The sequence below is a fragment of the Streptomyces sp. NPDC059851 genome (genome assembly GCF_042732005.1).
In the GTDB taxonomy this organism is placed as follows: Bacteria; Actinomycetota; Actinomycetes; order Streptomycetales; family Streptomycetaceae; genus Streptomyces.
In genome coordinates this window covers 1-17,278 of sequence record NZ_JBHWJJ010000082.1, presented here as the reverse complement: position 1 = coordinate 17,278, position 17,278 = coordinate 1, and the positions used below count along the sequence as shown (strand labels likewise).

11 protein-coding genes are annotated in these 17,278 nt (G+C 75.4%); 5 read left to right on the top strand and 6 right to left on the bottom strand.

Translation table 11 applies throughout. From position 1 onward, the window contains the following. Positions 1-2: 2 nt before the first annotated feature. Both ACFV7Q_RS24885 and ACFV7Q_RS24880 read right to left on the bottom strand, forming a co-directional pair. Complete coding sequence (locus tag ACFV7Q_RS24885) at positions 3-1,184, bottom strand: glycohydrolase toxin TNT-related protein (RefSeq protein ID WP_385431488.1); 1,182 nt, start codon at positions 1,182-1,184, stop codon at positions 3-5. A 178-nt stretch (positions 1,185-1,362) separates the two neighbouring features. Beyond that, entirely contained in the window at positions 1,363-2,544 is a 1,182-nt protein-coding gene (locus tag ACFV7Q_RS24880) for a four-carbon acid sugar kinase family protein (RefSeq protein ID WP_385431487.1), read from the bottom strand. A 402-nt stretch (positions 2,545-2,946) separates the two neighbouring features. Between ACFV7Q_RS24880 and ACFV7Q_RS24875 the strand changes: the two genes are divergently transcribed. Beyond that, positions 2,947-4,536 carry a serine/threonine-protein kinase gene (locus ACFV7Q_RS24875; RefSeq protein WP_385431486.1) on the top strand — a complete coding sequence of 530 codons (1,590 nt, stop codon included), beginning with the start codon at positions 2,947-2,949 and terminating at the stop codon, positions 4,534-4,536. Next, a complete protein-coding gene (locus tag ACFV7Q_RS24870) occupies positions 4,533-5,120 on the top strand; it encodes a hypothetical protein (RefSeq protein WP_385431485.1) in 588 nt (195 codons plus the stop codon). The genes ACFV7Q_RS24875 and ACFV7Q_RS24870 overlap by 4 nt, the downstream gene beginning before the upstream one ends. 372 nt (positions 5,121-5,492) lie before the next feature. Here ACFV7Q_RS24870 and ACFV7Q_RS24865 read toward each other — a convergent pair whose 3' ends face one another. The 3 genes from ACFV7Q_RS24865 to ACFV7Q_RS24855 all read right to left on the bottom strand — a co-directional run bounded on the left by ACFV7Q_RS24865 (position 5,493) and on the right by ACFV7Q_RS24855 (position 8,150). Next, positions 5,493-5,936 (bottom strand): GNAT family N-acetyltransferase, encoded by a 444-nt coding sequence (locus tag ACFV7Q_RS24865; RefSeq protein WP_385431484.1) that lies wholly within the window; start codon positions 5,934-5,936, stop codon positions 5,493-5,495. Positions 5,937-6,013: 77 nt separating this feature from the next. Then, a complete protein-coding gene (locus tag ACFV7Q_RS24860; RefSeq protein WP_385431483.1) occupies positions 6,014-6,628 on the bottom strand; it encodes a hypothetical protein in 615 nt (204 codons plus the stop codon). 169 nt (positions 6,629-6,797) lie between these two features. Further along, positions 6,798-8,150, bottom strand: coding sequence for a serine hydrolase domain-containing protein (locus ACFV7Q_RS24855; protein ID WP_385431510.1), 1,353 nt, complete (start codon positions 8,148-8,150; stop codon positions 6,798-6,800). An 865-nt stretch (positions 8,151-9,015) separates the two neighbouring features. Here ACFV7Q_RS24855 and ACFV7Q_RS24850 point away from each other — a divergent pair. Next, entirely contained in the window at positions 9,016-9,639 is a 624-nt protein-coding gene (locus ACFV7Q_RS24850) for a class I SAM-dependent methyltransferase (RefSeq protein WP_385431482.1), read from the top strand. Positions 9,640-9,686: 47 nt separating this feature from the next. Here the strand turns inward: ACFV7Q_RS24850 and ACFV7Q_RS24845 are convergent, their stop codons facing one another. Next, on the bottom strand, positions 9,687-11,297 hold the full coding sequence (locus tag ACFV7Q_RS24845) for a CocE/NonD family hydrolase (protein ID WP_385431509.1): 1,611 nt from the start codon (positions 11,295-11,297) through the stop codon (positions 9,687-9,689). Positions 11,298-11,553: 256 nt separating this feature from the next. Here ACFV7Q_RS24845 and ACFV7Q_RS24840 point away from each other — a divergent pair, with 256 nt between their 5' ends. After that, a complete protein-coding gene (locus ACFV7Q_RS24840) occupies positions 11,554-12,255 on the top strand; it encodes a YoaK family protein (protein WP_385431481.1) in 702 nt (233 codons plus the stop codon). A 169-nt stretch (positions 12,256-12,424) separates the two neighbouring features. Continuing rightward, positions 12,425-17,092 carry a hypothetical protein gene (locus ACFV7Q_RS24835; protein WP_385431480.1) on the top strand — a complete coding sequence of 1,556 codons (4,668 nt, stop codon included), beginning with the start codon at positions 12,425-12,427 and terminating at the stop codon, positions 17,090-17,092. Positions 17,093-17,278: the final 186 nt, after the last annotated feature.

Genomic DNA, 17,278 nt, shown 5'->3' with positions numbered 1-17,278 from the left:
CGTCAGTTCGCCCTTTCCAGGTTGCCGGACCTCACGAGGTCGCTCACCCGCGTCCCGGTCTGAACGTGCGGGCAGTACGAGTCGCCCTGCCCGGGCCGCACGGTCGTGACGTACTGCACGCCCTCGCCGGGCTGCTCGAACCACGGGAGGGTGGGACCGGCGCAGACCAGGGTCGGCTTCTTCACCCGGTAGAGGTGGTAGTCGAAGGGGTAGCGGGGGTCCTGGGTGTTGAGGTTGGTCGGGGGGATCGAGCGTGCGCCGTACTTGGTGCCGGCGGGTGCGAGGAAGCTCCCGAACTCGGCGCCGAAGCGGTCCAGCAGCTGTCCGGGCCGGAGGGTGAGCTCCGTGGCGATGACCTGCCCGTTGGCGTCCCTGGCGAAGCCGTCGCTGTTCGGGTAGGCGTAGGAACCCAGGCCGTTGTCGGCGGTGGGGTCCCACCACTTGTTGAGGAACTCCACCGGGGTGAGCCCACCGAACCGCTGGTAGTCGCTGAGGACGGCGCCGAGCACCCCGTTCTTCGGCAGCTTGGCCGGGCCGAACCGCCAGTCGTTGCACTTGAACTCGGTGTGCGCGTACGGGTAGGGCGACGGCACCAGTCCCAGGCAACGCGCCTTCTCGGCGTCGGACGTGCCCTTGGTGTCCGGGCCCTTCTCCGCTTCCGAGCCGGTCTTGTCCTCCGGCCGGGTCTTGCCGTCCGCCCCGGTCTTGCCATCCGAACCGGTCTTGCCGTCCGCCCCGGTCTTGCCATCCGAACCGGTCTTGCCCTCCAGCCGGGTCTTGCCATTCGCCCCGGTCTTGCCATCCGAACCGGTCTTGCCCTTCGCCCCGGTCTGCCCCTGCGAGCCGGGCCGGGACGCCTTCTCCTTCGCCTTCGCCTTCTCCTTGTCCTCCTCCTTCCCCTCCTTCCCCTTCTTCCCGTCCTCCCCCTTCCCCTTCCCCTTCCCCTTCTCCTTGTCCTTGCCCTTCTCCTTCCGGTGCTTCCTGCCCTCCTCCCGTTTCTTGTTCTCCTCGCCGTCGCTCGCCCGCCCGGGTGCCGGTGGGGGGACCGCCTCTGCCGGTACGGGGAATCGGCTGACCGTTGCCGCCTGTGCTTCCACGGCACCGGCCGGGAGGGCGCCGAGCAGAACGGAACCGGTGAGCCCTGCCGTCGTGGCCAGGCTTGCGCACCATCGGGGGAATGCCACCACTGAATCCTCCGTGAGGTCGAGTCGACGGGACGTCAGGAACGCCCCGACCCATCACAGGAGATCCGGGGTGGCCGGGCAATCGGAACGGGGCCAAACGGCGGGCGGGCGAACGCCTGACGGTGCATCGGGGCCCCGCTGCCGGCCGAACCCGGTGCCGGGGCGGCCCGTCGTGCCGTCAGGAACCGCCCTGCCGTCGCAGGAGACGGCACAGGCGTACGAGGGTGTTGACGTCGCCGAAGCCGCCCGCCTTGATCAGTACGGGGAGCGAGGGCGGGCCGAGCAGGGTTCCGTGCGCCACGCCGGGTTCGGGCTCGTCGGCCAGGCCGATGCCGGTGACGCCGAGGACGTCGAGGACCTCCGCGGCGGTCTCGCCCCCGGTGAGCACGAGCGCGTCGACCCGGTCCTCCTCGACGAGCTTCCGTACGGCGTCGGCCATGGAGCGGCCGAGGGCCAGGGCGGTGTCCCGCGGTCGGCGCTCGTCCGGCGTGTGCAGGACGAGCACGGGGGCCGTCGTGCCGCTCAGTTCGGCGACCACCGCCGCCGGGTCTTCGGTGGCGGCCACCGCCCGTACGTCCGCCCGGTCGCACAGCAGGTCCAGCTGCCGTCGGGTGGCGGGGTTGGCGCTGCCGACGACGACGAGCGGCCGCCGAGCCGGACCGGGAACGGGCTGGTGCGCGGCCACGGCCCGTGCGCAGTGCCGTGCGAGAGCAGCCGCTAGGCCGGGTGAGCCGACCCACAGCACCTCGTCGGGGTCGGGAACGCTCGCGACGAGCAGGTCGAGATCGGCGTCCCGTTGCGCCGAATACGCCACCACCGCGCCCGCGCCCAGCAGCCGGGGCAGTTCGGCGGCCTGGTCCGGCCCGGCCGGGACGGCGTCCGGGAACAGCTCCGCGAGGTCCGAGCACCGAACGGGATGTGCGGGGTCGCGGGCGAACTCGCTCTCGTGGACCGGGACGCCCCGTACGTACTGGACCCCGCCCACGGTCACCCTGCCCTCGGCGGGAAAGGCAGGAGCGACGATCACGGCCCGCCGCCCGGACCCGGAGCGGGCGGCCCGTACCTCCGCCGCAACGTGCCCCCGGAGGGTGGAGTCCACGGTCTTCAGCAGCACATCGGCATCGGCGAACCGGCTCGCGGCCTGCCGTGTCCGTGCGACGGCGTCCTCCTCGGCGGCGACGCGCGTGCCGAGGTCGACCGCGGTCACCCCGCGGGGCGAGCCGGCTTCCGCCTCCGGGAGGCGGAAGAGGATCCGGGCGTCGTGGCCGGTCCGGCGGAAGGGTGCGGCGCCGTCGCCGGCACTGGTGAGGTCGTCCGCCAGTACGGCGATGCTCGGTCCCTGGCCCCTGCGGGATGTCATTCCGCTCCCCTTCGTCCGTTCGCCATCGCCGCGGCGGCGACGCCGTGAGAGATCACTGGCGATCAATACTGGGCAGCGGAACTGTCCCGGACAAGCGACGGCTTCGCCGCGCCGGGGCTGCGCCTGTCCGCCCGCACCGTGCGCGCCCGGCCCGTGTGCGCGCTCGGCGGAGACCCTCCGCAGCGGCTGTCACCGGCTGCCCCTATCATGACCCGCTGCAGGCCGGGCACGGTTGCCCGGCGCTGCGCCGTGCCGTACGCGGCAGCGTGGCACGGCAGTGATGACGACGCCACCCCCATCGACGATCCCGCGTTCGGGCGGGCGGCCGCGCACGGCGCGGGCCGTCCGTGTTCGTTCGCCCGGGTTTCGGGGGTGGGCATCCACGGACAAGGGGGCGGAAAGATGAAGGCGTGGGGGGTCCCCGGTTATACGGAGACCAGAGAGCTCGGCTCGGGCGCCAGCGGCCGGGTCGTGCTGGCCGTGCACGACGGGACCGGGACTCCCGTCGCGGTGAAGTACCTCAGCGACCGGCTGCGTAGCGATCCGGCGTTCGTCCAGGGCTTCCGGGCCGAGGCCCGGCTGCTCGGCGGCCTCCGGTCGCCGTACGTCGTGGGGCTGTACGAGTACGTGGAGGCGCCCGACGGCGCAGCCATCGTGATGGAGCTGGTCGACGGCATCGCGCTGCGCGAGCTGCTCAAGCAGTCCGGGCAGACGGGCCCCGAGGCGGCCCTGGTCGTCCTCAAGGGCTCTCTGTTGGGTCTGGCGGCCGCGCACCGGGCCGGGGTCGTCCACCGAGACTACAAGCCGGAGAACGTGCTGGTCGCGGCCGACGGCTCGTCCAAGCTGGTGGACTTCGGCATCGCCACGGACCACGGGGCCACGCCGGGCGTGGCCGGAACGCCCGCGTACATGGCGCCGGAGCAGTGGCAGGGCCGGCCCGCCTCCCCGGCGGCCGACGTGTACGCGGCGACGGCCACGTTCTTCGAGTGCCTGACCGGGCGCAAGCCGTACCCCGGTCAGAACTTCGCCGAGCTGGCGCTCCAGCACGTCGAGGCCCCGGTACCCGAGTCCGAGGCCCCCGAGCCGGTGCGCCCGCTGATCCGGCGGGGCCTGGCGAAGAGGCCGGAGGAGCGGCCGGAGGATGCCGAGGCGTTCGTCGCCGAGCTGGAGGCCGTGGCCTGCTCCGCGTACGGCCCGGACTGGGAGGAGCACGGCCAGCGCAAGCTGGCGGCGCTGGCCGCGCTGCTACCGCTGCTGTTCCCGTCGGCGGGCGGCTCGCCGGCCACGGCCACGGCGTTCGCCACGACCTCCTTGTGGGCGCCCGGGCGGCGCGGCTGGCTGGGCACGGGCGTGGCTCTGGTGCTGGGCCTGCTCGTGGTGCTCACCCAGGCGGCGGCCACGGACCGGACGGGTGGGGCGGCCGCGCTGAGCTCGTTCGCGACGACCAGCGCGGCTCCGCCGACCGGCGGCCCGGCCCCTTCGGGTACGGCTTCGGGGTCCCCGTCGGCTTCGGCCTCGCCCGGTGCTTCGGGCTCGCCGTCCGCGTCCCCGTCCGCCTCGGTGTCCGCTTCCGCGGGTGCGTCGCCGGGGCCCGGCTCCTCGGGCACGGCCGTGCCGCCGGGCCCGCAGCCGACGCCTGCGCCCCCGACCACGCCTCCCCCCTCGCCGTCCCCCTCCCCCGGGGTGAAGGTGCGGTCGGTGAGCGTGACCTCCTTCCGGCAGAGCGACTTCACTGCGGCGCAGGTGTCGTTGGCCGTGGACGCCTCCGGTCCGGCGACCGTCCGACTGGAGTGGTTCAGCAGTGACGCACGGGGCACGCTCGGCGCCTCCGAAGGCTCCATGTCCTTCCCCTCGTCCACGGCGGCGACCGCCAGGACCCTCACGTTCCGGGGCGGAGGCTGTTACTGGGGCGTACGGGCCACGACCACGCCCGCGGCGGGCAACGGGGCAGCGGTGCAGCAATTCCTGATCAGGCGGTGCGAGATCCGATGAGCAGCAACAACGACGAGTACAGCGCCACCGTCCTCGGCAGCCACTGGGTCAGCGGCCCTCCGGCCGCGCAGCCGGACGTCGCCCCCGACCGGGTCGACGGCTCCGTGCTGCGCTTCGGGCCCGGGGTGACGGCGGCCGCCGTGGCACCGTTCCCGGTGGTGCCGCAGGCCGCGCCCACGCGGCGGCGCGGGGGCGGGCTCCGCCGGTACGCCCTCGCGGGGGCCGTGCTGGTCGCCGTCCTCGGGTACCTCTGCTGGCAGCAGTACGGTCCCGGCGTCACGGTACGGGACATCGCCGTGACCACCGACGCGGCCGGACCGGGCTGCGGCGGGACCGCCGACGTGGTGGCCGACGTACGGACGAACGGCCGCCCCGGGACCCTGGCCTACCGCTGGGTCCGCAGCGACGGCACCCGCTCCGAGCGGCTGACGGAGCGGGTTGTCCGGGGCCAGGAGGAGGCCCGGCTCCACCTGTTGTGGACCTTCCAGGGCACCGGGAGCTACCCGGCCAAGGCCCAGCTGGAGCTGCTGGAGCCGGCCCGGCGGACGGCCGCGGTGGAGTTCACCTACCACTGCGCCCAGTAGCGGCGCTCGGAAGTCGGAGCACCCGGCGGTGGCTTCGTCGGGGCAGCACTGACGGGACGTCAGGTTGCAGGGCGGCCGGGCGGGGGGCCGGTGCTCCGGGTCGCCGCTCCTACGACCGGCGTGGAACGCCGGGTGCCGGGACGGCCGCTCACTGCGCACACACCACACGGGTGATGACCCTTTCCGGCCAACCCCCCTGTTGCATGGCCGGAAACAGTGCAATGCTGTGCGCACGGCGGCCCTCCCCCTCCCCCGCGGAAGGGCCCCCGGCCCCGCCCGGACGCACCCTCGGGCGGGGCCCGTCGTATGCCTGCGCACCACGCGCCCGGCCGTCGACCGACGGCCGACGGCCGGTGCGGCCGCTGCGGCCCTCTAACCCTCCAGGGGCTCCAGCGCCTTGGTGAAGTGGAAGGCGACGATGTCGAGGCGCTCCCGCAGGTAGAACCGGTGGGCGCCGGTGCGGTGGGTGGCCGAGTCCAGGCTGAGCTCGTGGCAGCCTTCGGCGCGGGCACGGGCCTCCAGGTGGGCGAGCAGCGCGCGGCCGACACCGGTCGAACGGGCGGACTCGGAGGTCACCAGGTCGTCGACGTACAGCTTGCGCACCACACTGGTGGTGTCGACGATGCGCCAGCCGGCCGCGCCGACGCACGTGCCGCCGTCCGTATAGGCGGCGGTGAAGCGGAGCCCCTGCGCGTGGCCGCGCTCGTACACCTGGCGGAAGAGCTCCTCGGTGAGGTGCGGGCGCAGCTCGCGCAGGACGGGAAGCAGGTCGGTGTCGAGGCGCGGGTCGCCGATACCCAGGTCGATGATCTTCATGTCGGGACGATAACCCAGCCCCTGCCGGCGCGGGCCGGGGCCGGGATTCCGTACGGGGTGACGGCGCGGCAGTGCGGTCAGCCGCGGTGGAGCTTGTTCACGGCGGTGCGGGTGGTCTTCTTGAAGGCGCTCACGGGGGCGTCGCGGAAGGTGCCCATGCGCCCCCAGTGCACGACGGTGACCGTCCGTCCGTCCCGGCCGACGGCGAAGAGGTGGACGTCGATGCCGGCCCACGCGTGCGTGGTCCGGACGCCCTGGACGCGCGCACCCTCCTCGGCCTCGACGCGGCCGAAATCGCGCCACTCGGCGCTGACGTCGGGATCCTGCTGTTCCACGCGTTCGGCACAGCCCTCGACCGCCGCGTCGAGCAGCGCGGCCAGCGAGCGCGCCGCGGTTTCGTCGCGCTCCACGACGGTGACCTGGACCGCGTTGGTGTCGACGTCCGTCCAGAACGCGCGGTGCCGTGAGGTGGCGCCGGGCAGCGCCTCGCCGACGCAGAACGGCAGCGGGTCGGGGACCCCGGCGGTCACCGGTCCGGCATGCCAGGCCGTGCCGGCCTGCCGGGGCAGCTCGCGGGCGTCCAGGAACGCGGGCCCGTCCGCGGCGACGGCCGGCGGCGCCGCCAGCGCGGCGGCCGACAAGGCCGCGACGGCGGCAGCTAGGCAGGTGGAGATGGAGGGACGATGGCTCATGGAGGCTCCCCGTTCACGGTGAAAGCGGGTCAGGTGACACTTCCTCGGCTTTTCCCCGTTGCCCCGGGATAAACGGCCGCGCCCCGCGGCCCGCTCGGCACGGCCACGGGGCGCGGGACGAGGGGCGCGGGGCGCGGGGCGGTGAACGCGGCGCCCGGCGCGGCGGGGGTCAGCGCTGCCGGGCGACGCGCGGGGCGGCCAGCGCGGCCGCCGGTGCGTCGACGAGCGACGGGAGCCGTCCCGCCGCGCCGCGCTCGGCGTCGGGTGCGGGAGCGGGCGCCGGTACGGGAGCCGGGGTCGGGGCTTGGGCGGTGGTGCCGCACAGGGCCTGGTCCCGGTAGGCCTTCATCGCGGCGTCCGCCGGGTGGTCGAGGAAGGCCGTACCGGCCTCGTTGAGGCGCTGGTACTTCATCAGGTTGTAGCCGATCGCGAACTGCCGCTTGCCCTCGGGGGTGGACAGCACGTCCGTCCCGGCACCGAAGACGCCCCCGTTGTGGCCCCACACCGGTCCGCACGGCGTGTCCAGGGAGTAGATGCCGAGGCCGTAGCGCATGACGACGTTCCCGGTCTCGTCCTTCACGTCCACCGTCGTGCGCATCTGGTCGAGCTGGGTCCGGGGCAGCAGGTCGCCCTTCAGAAGCGCGCGGTAGAAGGTGTTGAGGTCCTGTGTGGTCGAGACGAGTGCGCCCGCGGTGCCCGCCCAGGTCATGTTGTATTCGCTGTAGTCGCGCGGCGGGTCGATCAGCCCGTAGAAGCTCTCGTACATGCGGGCGTGCGGGCCGTGGATCTTCGGGTCGGTGCCGGGGAAGTAGGTGTTCTTCAGGCCGGCCCGGCGGATCACGTCCCGGGTGATCAGCCGCTCCGGGTCCTGGCCCGTGACCTTGCGCAGTACTTCGCCGAGGAGGAGGTAGTTGGTGTTCGAGTAGCGCCAGTCGGCGCCGGGCTCGTTGAGCTGCGGGCGGGCCACCCCGTACCCGATCAGCTCGGCCGGGCGCACCGTGCGGAGCCGGTGCTCGTCGAGGCTTTCCGTGGTGCCCTTCAGGAGGGACGGGAAGGCGTCCCCGATGTAGTCGTTGATGCCGCTGGTGTGGTTGAGCAGCATGCGTACGGTCACCTTGCGGCCGCGCTCACCGGGCAGCAGCTCGGGCACGTAGTCGCCCACCGGCCGGTCGAGGTCTATGCGGCCCTTGGCGGACTGCTGGAGCACGGCGACGGCGGTGAAGGTCTTGGTCACGCTGCCGACGCGGTGTCGGAAGTCCGCACGGACCGGCCGCTTGGTGTCCACGTCCGCGAAGCCCGCCGCCCCGTCGAAGCGGGTCTGCCCGTCCCGGACCGCCGAGTAGGCGCCGTAGATGCCCGCCTCGTGGATCGCCCGCAGCTTCTTGTCGAGCTCCGTCCGGTCGAGGCGCCCGGCGGTCGGTGCGGCGGCAACGGCGGTGTCCGGGCCCGCGGCGACCGCCGCGGGGGCGAGGCCGGCGAGTAGGGCGACGGCGACGGCGCTCGCCGCCGCCGCACGGCGCATCCGACGGGGACGGGGACGGCCGGGGTGGGGGTGGTCCACGGTTGGCTCCTGGGGCATCGGCCCGGGTCACGGGCACTGGTGATCATGAACACCTCGATTCTTTCGGCGCGTTCCGCCTCCTTCGTCGTCCACCGGGACGAACTGCCCACCGCTGCCTCTCAACCTCCAGGAGGAAAGGTCACATTGACTGGCCGTTACATATGTCATGCCTGGCCCCTCGCGACGCGCGGGGCCGGTGTCCCGCAGCTCATGCGGCGGCCAGGATCCCCCGCGCCGGCCGGCGGCGGCCGCCACCCGGCGCACGGCCTGCGCAGCGCCGGCTCACGGTGCGGCCGGGCGGCCGGCACGCAGAGCGGACAGCGTGGCGATGGCCCAGGCCGTTGCCCACACGGCACCGACGAGCAAGGCCACGAGCCCCTTCCGTGCCAGGTCCACCTTGCTGACGGTGTAGGGCGCCGAGGCAGGCGGTGACCGCCGCGGCCAGGCGCTCCTTCGGGGCTCGGGGTCGGGGTCGGGGTCGGGGTCGGAAAGGGGTTTCCGGTTCGCGGCATGGGTTCAGCCTGCGGTGGGCAGCGGTCGGGCCGCGTCCTCCGCGCGCACCGGCTGCCTCCCCCACGCGGGGGAGGCGGCGGTCCGCACCGTGGGGTGGGTGCGTCCTGCTCGGAGCCCGTACGACTGGAGGGTGCCGAGGAGGCGGGCCCGGTCAGGCCGCGACCGTCGGCCGGCACCCGGATCCGTCGACCTGGACGAGATCGCCCGGCGCACGCTCCGCGTGCGGGACGGTTCCCGCCGCCCCCTCGGCTGACGTCCGGCGGGCGTGGCGGCCACCACGGTGCCATGCTGAAGACGACACCTGGAGGCCGCGATGGGCTGGTACGCGGACCGGGTCGTGCCACGGATCGTGAACACCGCCTGCGGGGCGAGGATCGCCCGGCCGCTGAGGCGGCGCGTGTGCGCGGGGCTGCACGGTGAAGTGGTGGAGATCGGCTTCGGTTCGGGGCACAACGTCCCCTTCTACCCCGCGGCCGTCACCGGCGTGGCCGCGGTCGAGCCCTCCGACGTCGGGTGGGGGCTCGCCCGCGACCGGGTGCGGGCGTCGCCCGTTCCCGTGCGGAGGGCGGGCTTGGACGGCCAGTCGCTGCCCTTCGAGGACGGCACGTTCGACACCGCCCTGTGCACCTGGACGCTGTGCACCATCCCCGACGCCGATGCCGCCCTGCGCGAGGTACGGCGCGTCCTGAAGCCCGGAGGGACCCTGCACTTCATCGAGCACGGGCTGGCCCCCGAGGAGGACGAGAGCGTACGCCGCTGGCAGCGGCGGCTGGAGCCGGTCAACAAGCGGCTGCTCGGCGGGTGCCACCTCACCCGTCCGACGGTCGGCATGCTCACGGCCGCAGGGTTCGTGATCACGGCGCTCGACGTCTTCTACGAGCAGGGCGCCCCGAAGCCGCTGGCCGCCGACTCCCTCGGCGTCGCCCTGTCCCCCTAGCCCCTCGGCGCCACGTCCTCAGGGCATCTGCTGCCGCCGGCGGCGGCTCAGGATCCCGGGAGGTGGAGGGACGACGGCGTGTGGAGCGTGATGCCGGTCGGAACGAACTCGGTGGCGTCGGCGCGTGGTTCGCCCGTCCCGGGATGACGGGCGTAGCGGGGATGGGCGCCGGCGCTGATCTGCCAGCGCATGCGGTGGCCGGCCGCGAAGCGGTGGGCGGTGGAGCTCATGGCCACGGTCACTTCGAACGGCCGGCCCACAACGGCCCGGACGGAGGCCACGCCGTCGCAGACGTTGGTGGATCGGCCGTCGGGGCCCACGTCGCACAGGCGGGTGACGACGTCGCAGTGGCCCGTGTCGGTGGTGATCGTCAGCCGCGCCGCAACCGGGCCGAGGACCTCAACGGGTGCCGTCAGCGGCGGTCCGGTGAAGGTCAGGACGTCGTCGCGGGCCTCCAGCCGGCGGTTGTCCCGGGCGCCGGCGGTACGGGAGAGCAGCCGGCCGCCGACGGAGGGTGTGGGGTCGGCCGGGTCGTAGCGGAACGCCGCCACTGCCGGGGGTGTCGGCGGTGCCGGCTCGGCGGAGGGCGGCGCGTCGGCGGTGAGACGGCCGTCGGGTGCCGCGAACCAGGCCGTGTCGGGCGCGGCCGGCGGCCAGTCCGGCAGGTCGCGCCACTGCTGCGCCCCGCCCACGTGCACCCGTACGCGGCTGGGGCGCGTGGCTGAGCGGTCGCCGTCGAGGTGGGCCCGAAGCCAGGCGAGGCTTTCGGCGAAGACCTCGGGCCAGCCCTGCTGCAGGGCGGAGGTGTGGGTCCAGGGGCCGACGAGGAGGGCGGTCTCGCAGCCGGCCCGGCGCAACCTGGCGTACTGCTCGAACGCCTGGTCGGCCAGGACGTCGTGCCATCCGGTGATGATGCCGGTCGGTACGGTCGTGCGGTCCGCGGCGTGGGCGAGGGACGCCCCGGCCCAGTACGGGTCGTCGGCGTCGGGGTGCGCCATCACCTCGTCCAGCCAGGGAACTTCGCCCAGCGCGGACTCGTACGCCCTGCGCAGCGGCCGGGCCGTGGTGATGGCGGGCAGGCGCCGCTGCAGGCGCATCGTCGCCCTCAGGAAGGGGCCGGTGCCGCGGTGCTGGTAGGTCATGCCGGCGCCGACGGCGAGGGCGGTGTCCAGGTTGAGCAGCCCTCCGGCGTGGAACAGGGCGTGGGGGTCGTGCAGGCCGACCTGGACGACCATCGCCTTGAGCTCCGGCGGGGGCTCCAGGGCCAGGGCCCACTGCACGTAGCCGAGGTAGCTGGGGCCGATCGTGGCGAGGCGGCCGTCGAACCAGGGTTGTTCGCGCAGCCACGCCACGGTGGCCCGGCCGTCGGCGGGCTCGTTCCGCCACAGGTGGAACGAACCGCCGGACCCGCCGGTTCCACGGCAGCTCTGCAGGACCACGTGGAAGCCCTGTTCGGCGAAGAGCACGCCGTACATCGGGCCCCAGGGCAGGCCCCGCCCGTACGGGGAGCGTACGAGGAGGGTCGGGAAGTCGCCCTCGGTGCGGGGGAAGTAGTGGTCGGTGACCAGGGGGCTGCCGTCGGCAGCGGGAACTTCCAGTCCCGGCTGCAGGCCGACGTCGTGGCGCTTGGCCGGCAGGCCGCGCCAGGTCGCCCGCATCAACCGGGCGGACAGCGGCGGCTTGCCGGGCGGCTGCACCCAGGCGGTCTTCGGCACGGACGTGTTGACGGGTCGTGAGGACATGGTCATGGTTCCCCTCCCTTTCTACGTACACTGTACGTCATTCAGGGTCGGGCTTGCGCCGAAGGTGCGGTGAGCGGCGCGACGCGCCGTACGGGGCGGGGATCGGCGGGCCGCCGGCATCGACACTGGGTGCGGGTCACCGTCGGGGCGGGCCCCTGGCCCGGGAGGGGACGTGCAGGCGAATGCGGCTGCGGCGCTGGCTCCGTACATGGTGGTGCTGACGGTGACCACGGGGCTGGTGGAGGCCGCCAGTCTCCTCACCCTCGGGCCCGTGTTCACGGCCATGCAGACCGGCAACGTCCTCTTCCTCGGCTTCGGGCTGGTCGGCGAGGGCGGGCTGTCCGTGGTGGCGCCGGCGGTCTCGCTCGGCGCGTTCCTCGTCGGGACCGTGATCGGCGCCCGCCTGGAGACGCGGCTGGAGACCGACCGGCACCGGTGGTTCATCATCGCGCTGGTGGTGGAGGCGCTGCTGGTGGCGGTCGCCGCCGGCACGGCTTGGGGCCTGCATCCCCTCCACCGGGCCCCCACCGCGCGCCACCTCGCCACGATCGCCGTGCTCTCGGCTGCGATGGGCATCCGCAACGTCACCAGTCTGCGGGTGCGCGTCCCCGACCTGCCCACCACCTTGGTCACCCGGGCCGTGACCGCCCTCATGGCCGGATCCGCCCTCGGCCACGACGCCCTCCTCGCCCGTGGAACGGCTGCGACGGCGCGGCGCGCGGCCTCGGTGGGCGCGATGTTCGCGGGGGGCCTGGCGGGCGCGTCCTGGGTCCACGCGGGCTGGCCGGTTGCCGGGCTGCTGCTGGTCGCGTCGGCCGTCGTGCTGCTGGTGGCGGCCGCGTACGTACCCCGGCCGCGCGTGTACACCCGCTGAGCCGGAGCAGGTGTACACGGAACGCCGATGGTGCCGGGTGGCCCGCTGCACGAACGGGGTGCCTGCCGACCGGGAGCCTCGATAGCCCCGGCCGGACGATCGCGTGCCCGGGCCGTTCCGGTGACCGCCCGCCGCGGACGGTGTCACAGGAGCCTGCCAGGATCGGCGCATGAAGATCCAGATCGCGCCCCCCGCCGACCCGCGCTCCTCCACCGCCTACGCCGACTGGGCGCGCACCCGGGGCCCCGCCGCCGAGGAGACCTCCAAAGGCCTGCTCGACGAGGTGGGCAGCACCATCGCCCGGGCGTACGACAAGCCCGGCCGCTTCGTCGACGGCCTGGAGCGGCGCGTACGCGGGCTGGACCCGGCCCACCTGCCCTGGTTCTGGGACACCGTCGGACACTGGCTCATCGCCTGGCACGCGCGGTCCGCCGCCCGCGCCTACACGCTGGCCCGAACTGCCGAACGCAGCCACGGACTCGCCGTCGACCCCGACTGGCACCGGGCCAACGTGCTCGTCTTCGCCGCCGGCGGGGCGCTGCCCGCCGCCGCCCTCGGCGAGCACCAGGCCTGGCTGGCCGGCCGTCTGGAGCCCGCCGCCGCGCACGAGGAGTACGTACGCGTCCTGCGCGCATGGGCCGCGTCCCCCGGGGACCTCCCCGCCGACCTGGGCCGCCGCGTCCGGCTCTCGGCCCGCGCCGCCGGGCTCGGCCCCGGTGAGGAGGCCCGCGTGCTGGGCCTCGTGGTCGGCGCGGCGCAGGGCAAGTCCGTCCCCGACCGCCTGCTCGACGCAGCCCGTGAGCTGCTCGCCGCCCATCCCCAGGGCGACGCCACGGACGCGCTGCTCCTGGACCTGTTCCCGGAGACCCGCGGCAACGGCTCCGCCTGGCTGCGGCTGCTCCTCGACTGTGGCGCCGTCGAGGCCGCCGTCGCCGGGCGGATCGTCCCGCGGGGCGGTCTCGGCTCCTGGTTCGGCCGGTACACCGAGCGCTACTCGCACCGCCCCGTCGGCGGGGGCGGCGTGACCCGGCAGCCGCTGCCGGACGAGCTGTTCGAGGTACTCGCCCGCTTCGCCCCGCGGCTGCGGGCCGCCGCCGCACCCCTGACCCTGCACGAGGACCGCTACCGGTGGCCCGGACTGGACGCCGAGCTCCTCGACGCCTGCCTCGCCGAAGGCATCGCCGTCCAGGACCCCGGCCCGGCCGTGCCGCTCGTCCTGCGCGACGGCGACCTGCGGCGCGACCTGCTGGCGCTCGCCGCCGACCCGGTCTTCGGCCCCCGTCTGGAGGGCACCGTCCACGCCGGGCTGCGCGGCTCCGGGACGGCGATCACCCGCCTCCCCCGCAACCCCGGCATCACCGCCGAGGTCCACGGCCGGGTCGAGGCCCTGCTCGACGCCCTGCGCGGCGGCGGCCTGGCCGCGGCCGACGAGGCCGTCCGCGAGCTCGACGGCCTGCTGGACCGGCCCACCGCGCGCGCCCTGGACGGCATTGAGGAAGCGCTCGCCGGACTCGACCTGACCGGCCCGCTCGCCCGCGCCCTACGCGCCGGGCTCCCCGAGGAATGGGGCTGGCCGGCCCTGGAGGAGGCCGTCGCCGGCTTCGGCCCCGGTGAGGTCAGGGGGGTCACCTCCACCTGGCCCGTGCTCACCGTCCACGGCCCTGACCGCGCCGTCGCCGTCGACCACGCGGGGACCCGCGCCTCCTGCACGTTCCGCCTCCCCGACGACGCGGCCGGCAGTGCCGTGCACTACGTCGGCGGCCGTTTCCTCGTCAGCTGGACCGGCAGCTGCGACGGGAGCGCCTTCGGCAAACGGGCCTTCTGGGCCGACCTCCCGGACGAGGTCTTCGAGCCGGAGGAGACGCTCGGCCTGCGCCGGTACGGCGGAATGATCCAGGGGGGCCTCGGTTACCAGTTCGAGACCCCGGACGGCGGCGGGCGCCACGACGGCGAACGCGTCCTGCGACCCCGCGGCCGCGAGGGCCTCGGCTCCCGCGACGTCCAGATGAGCGACGGTCACCGCATGTGGACCGCCGACGTCTTCGGAGCCGCGAACAGCTGGACGCCGGTCGACCCCGCCACGGGCGCCCGCCTCGCCGCCCCCACCACCCGGACGCCCGCCGCGCGCGGCACCCGACCCGCCGACCACGAAAACCTGCCCGCCTTCCACACCGCGACCCCGCTCCCGCCCGGCACCGCGTACTTCGGCGACCTCCAGACCCTCGCCGCCCTGCCCCCGGGCGCCCCCGACTCCCCCCTCGGCCAGGACGGCCGACTCGTCGGCTGCCGCGTCCTGTACCGCACCCCGTACGCGGGCCCCTCCCCCACCTCGTTCGTCCTGGAGGGCATCGACGGCCGCAGCGCCACGTACCGAAGCCGGCGCTGGGGCCGCCGCCCCTGGGCGGTCCTGCGGATGCCGGCCGGCGGCGAGGACGCGGTCCTGGCGGGCCAGGAGACCTTCCGCGCCCACGCCGCCGAGGACAACTCACTCCTGTGGCAGGCCCAGGGCTTCCCCGGCTCCGGGCGCAAGCGCACCACCGGCTTCGGGGACGCGGCCGGCCCCTTCCCGCCGCCCGCGTTCTGGCACTTCCTCACCCCCCGCTGCCCGGCCTCCTCCACTGCGCTGCGCGCCGTCGCCGACACCGCCGTGCGGGACCTCCTGGGCGCCGCCCTGCGCGGCGCACCGGACCCCGCCCTGCCCACCACCGCGCCCGGCCTCCCCCTGGAGCCCCGGATCGCGGCCGGCGTGGCCCGCGCCGCCGTGCTCGCCGCCGATGTGCTGCGCCGCCGCCGCGCCCTGTCCCGCAAGGTCGCGGTGATGCGCGCCGGGCCGGTGGTGGCCCTGCCCGCCGAGATCCCCGACACCGTCATGGTGCCGGCCCTGTACGGGCTGCTGCCCGACGCCCGGCCGCGCCACGACGAGCCGGGACCCGCACCCCATCCGGCGCTGCTCACCGCCGTCGCCGCCGACGGCCGCCACCTGCGGGGGGAGATCGACGACGAGACCCGCGTCCTCGCCCTGCCCGCCGCCCCCGGCGCCTGGCAGGCGCTGCTGGGCCGGATCGACGCCGCCGCCTGGCGCGCCGCGGTCGCCACCACCCCCGACCCGGACCGGGTCGCTCTCGTCGCCCTGCTGGAAACCTGGAGCGGCCAGCCCTTCGCCGTCCGGGGCAGCACCTGGCGCACCGGCCGCGCCACCCCGGAGGCCCTGGCCGCCTCCCGCGCCGCCGGCCACCCGCTGGCGTCGGGCACCGTCCGGGACGGCACGGCCTGGTTCGTCCAGCAGGCCGCCGCGCCCGCCCCGGACGGCGCCGCCGACACCGCGGACGTCACGGTCGAGGAGGACGACGCCGCGCGCCTGCCCCGGTTGGCCGCGCTGCTCGCCGAGCGGGGCCCGGTCACCGTCGAGCCCGCGGCGGTCGAGGCCTTCGCCCGGCTGACCGGGGTCCGCCTCCCCGTCGCGGCCCTGGTCCTTGCCGGCTTCCCCGGTCGCGCGCGTCACGACGATCACCTCGCCCTGCTCGGCTCCGCCCCGTACAAGGCCGGCAAGGACCTCGTCCGGCGGTACGACGAGCTGTGCCGCCGGCTCGGCCCGGGCGGGCGGCGCGCCGTCCTGGCCGCCGGCCTGCCCGGCGACCCGGCACGGCTGTGGGAGCCCGCCGCCACGACGGCCGCGGCCGAGCGGATGGCCGCCGTCTGGAACGGGCTGCTGGGCGCCGAGGAGTACGCCGACGAGGAGCTCGCCACCGCCCTCGCCGCCGACCTCGGCCTCCCCGACGCCTGGGCCCGCAGCCTGCCCAACGGACGCGCACCCGAGGACGCGCCGTTCGGCGGGGCCGGCTTCGTCCTGACCGGCGACGGCATCGGGGGCGTCGTCCTCAAGCACCGTGAGCCCGACCGGTCCGTCTGGGGCTACGTCCGCCCCGGCGAGCCCGCACACCGCACGGCCGCCTCGGTCATCACCTGGGCGCTCACCGAACGCCCGGTCGGTGACCCGGCCGCCCGGGGCGCCCTCGCCCTGTACGGCCGGCTGCGGGCCCAGCTCGATGACCCCGGGGCGCTCATCCCGCTCGGGAGCTTCGAAGACCTGGCCGCCACGGCCGCCGCTGACCCCGCCTTCGTACCGTACGAGGGCGAAGTGCGGCCCTACCCCGAAGCGCCGCGGGAGACCGCCGCGTCCGTCCCCACCGTCGTCGACGACGGGCTGTTCGTCGTCGCCGTCCGCGGCCGCGACGCGTTCCTGCGGCCCGCCGCCCTGGCCGACCCGGCACGCCTGGCGCGGGCCGAGGCCCTGGCCGCTGCCGACGGCCGGCCGTGGCTGCTGACGACGCTACGGGCGACGAAGCAGCTCCTCGACGGGCTCGACCGGCTCGCAGCCCGCGCCGCGGACACCCCCGTCCCCGCCGGCGGGTACGAGAACGACCCGGCGCTCAGCACCCCGGAGCTGGTGGAGGAGGCCGCCGGGGCACTGGGCACGGGCCCCGACGCCGCGGCCCTGTACCTGCAGCTGCTCGCCCTGGCCCGGCCCACCGACCGCGCCGTACGCCGCTGGAACGGCTGGACGGCCGCCCGGCACAAGGCGGCCCAGGCGGAACTGCTGGCCACCGGCGCCGTGGAGAGCGGCAAGCGGGCCCGCGCCGGGCGCACGCTCTTCGCTCCGGGGCCGTGGGCCGCCCTGAAGGCCCCACACCTTCCGGTGGAGGCCGACAAGCTGCCCGCTCACCTGGCGTCGGCCTCGGGCAGCACCCTGCACACCCCGCTCCTGCGGCTGCTCCCGCCGCTGCCGCCGCACGAGCAGTTCGCCGCGGCCTGGGCCCGCTCCCGTACGGGCCGGTAGCCTGCCGGCCGCGGGGCCGCGCCGCCGCGGGCTCCCCCCCCCCCCGGGGCGCGGCGCCCCGGGGGGGGGGGGGCCCGGGCGGGGGGGGGCACGCGACCGGCCAACCCGGCTGGGGTTCGGGGGGGTTTCGGGCGGGCGGGGGGGCGGCGACCGCGGCGCGGAGGGTGCGGGACTGGTCCTCCGGGG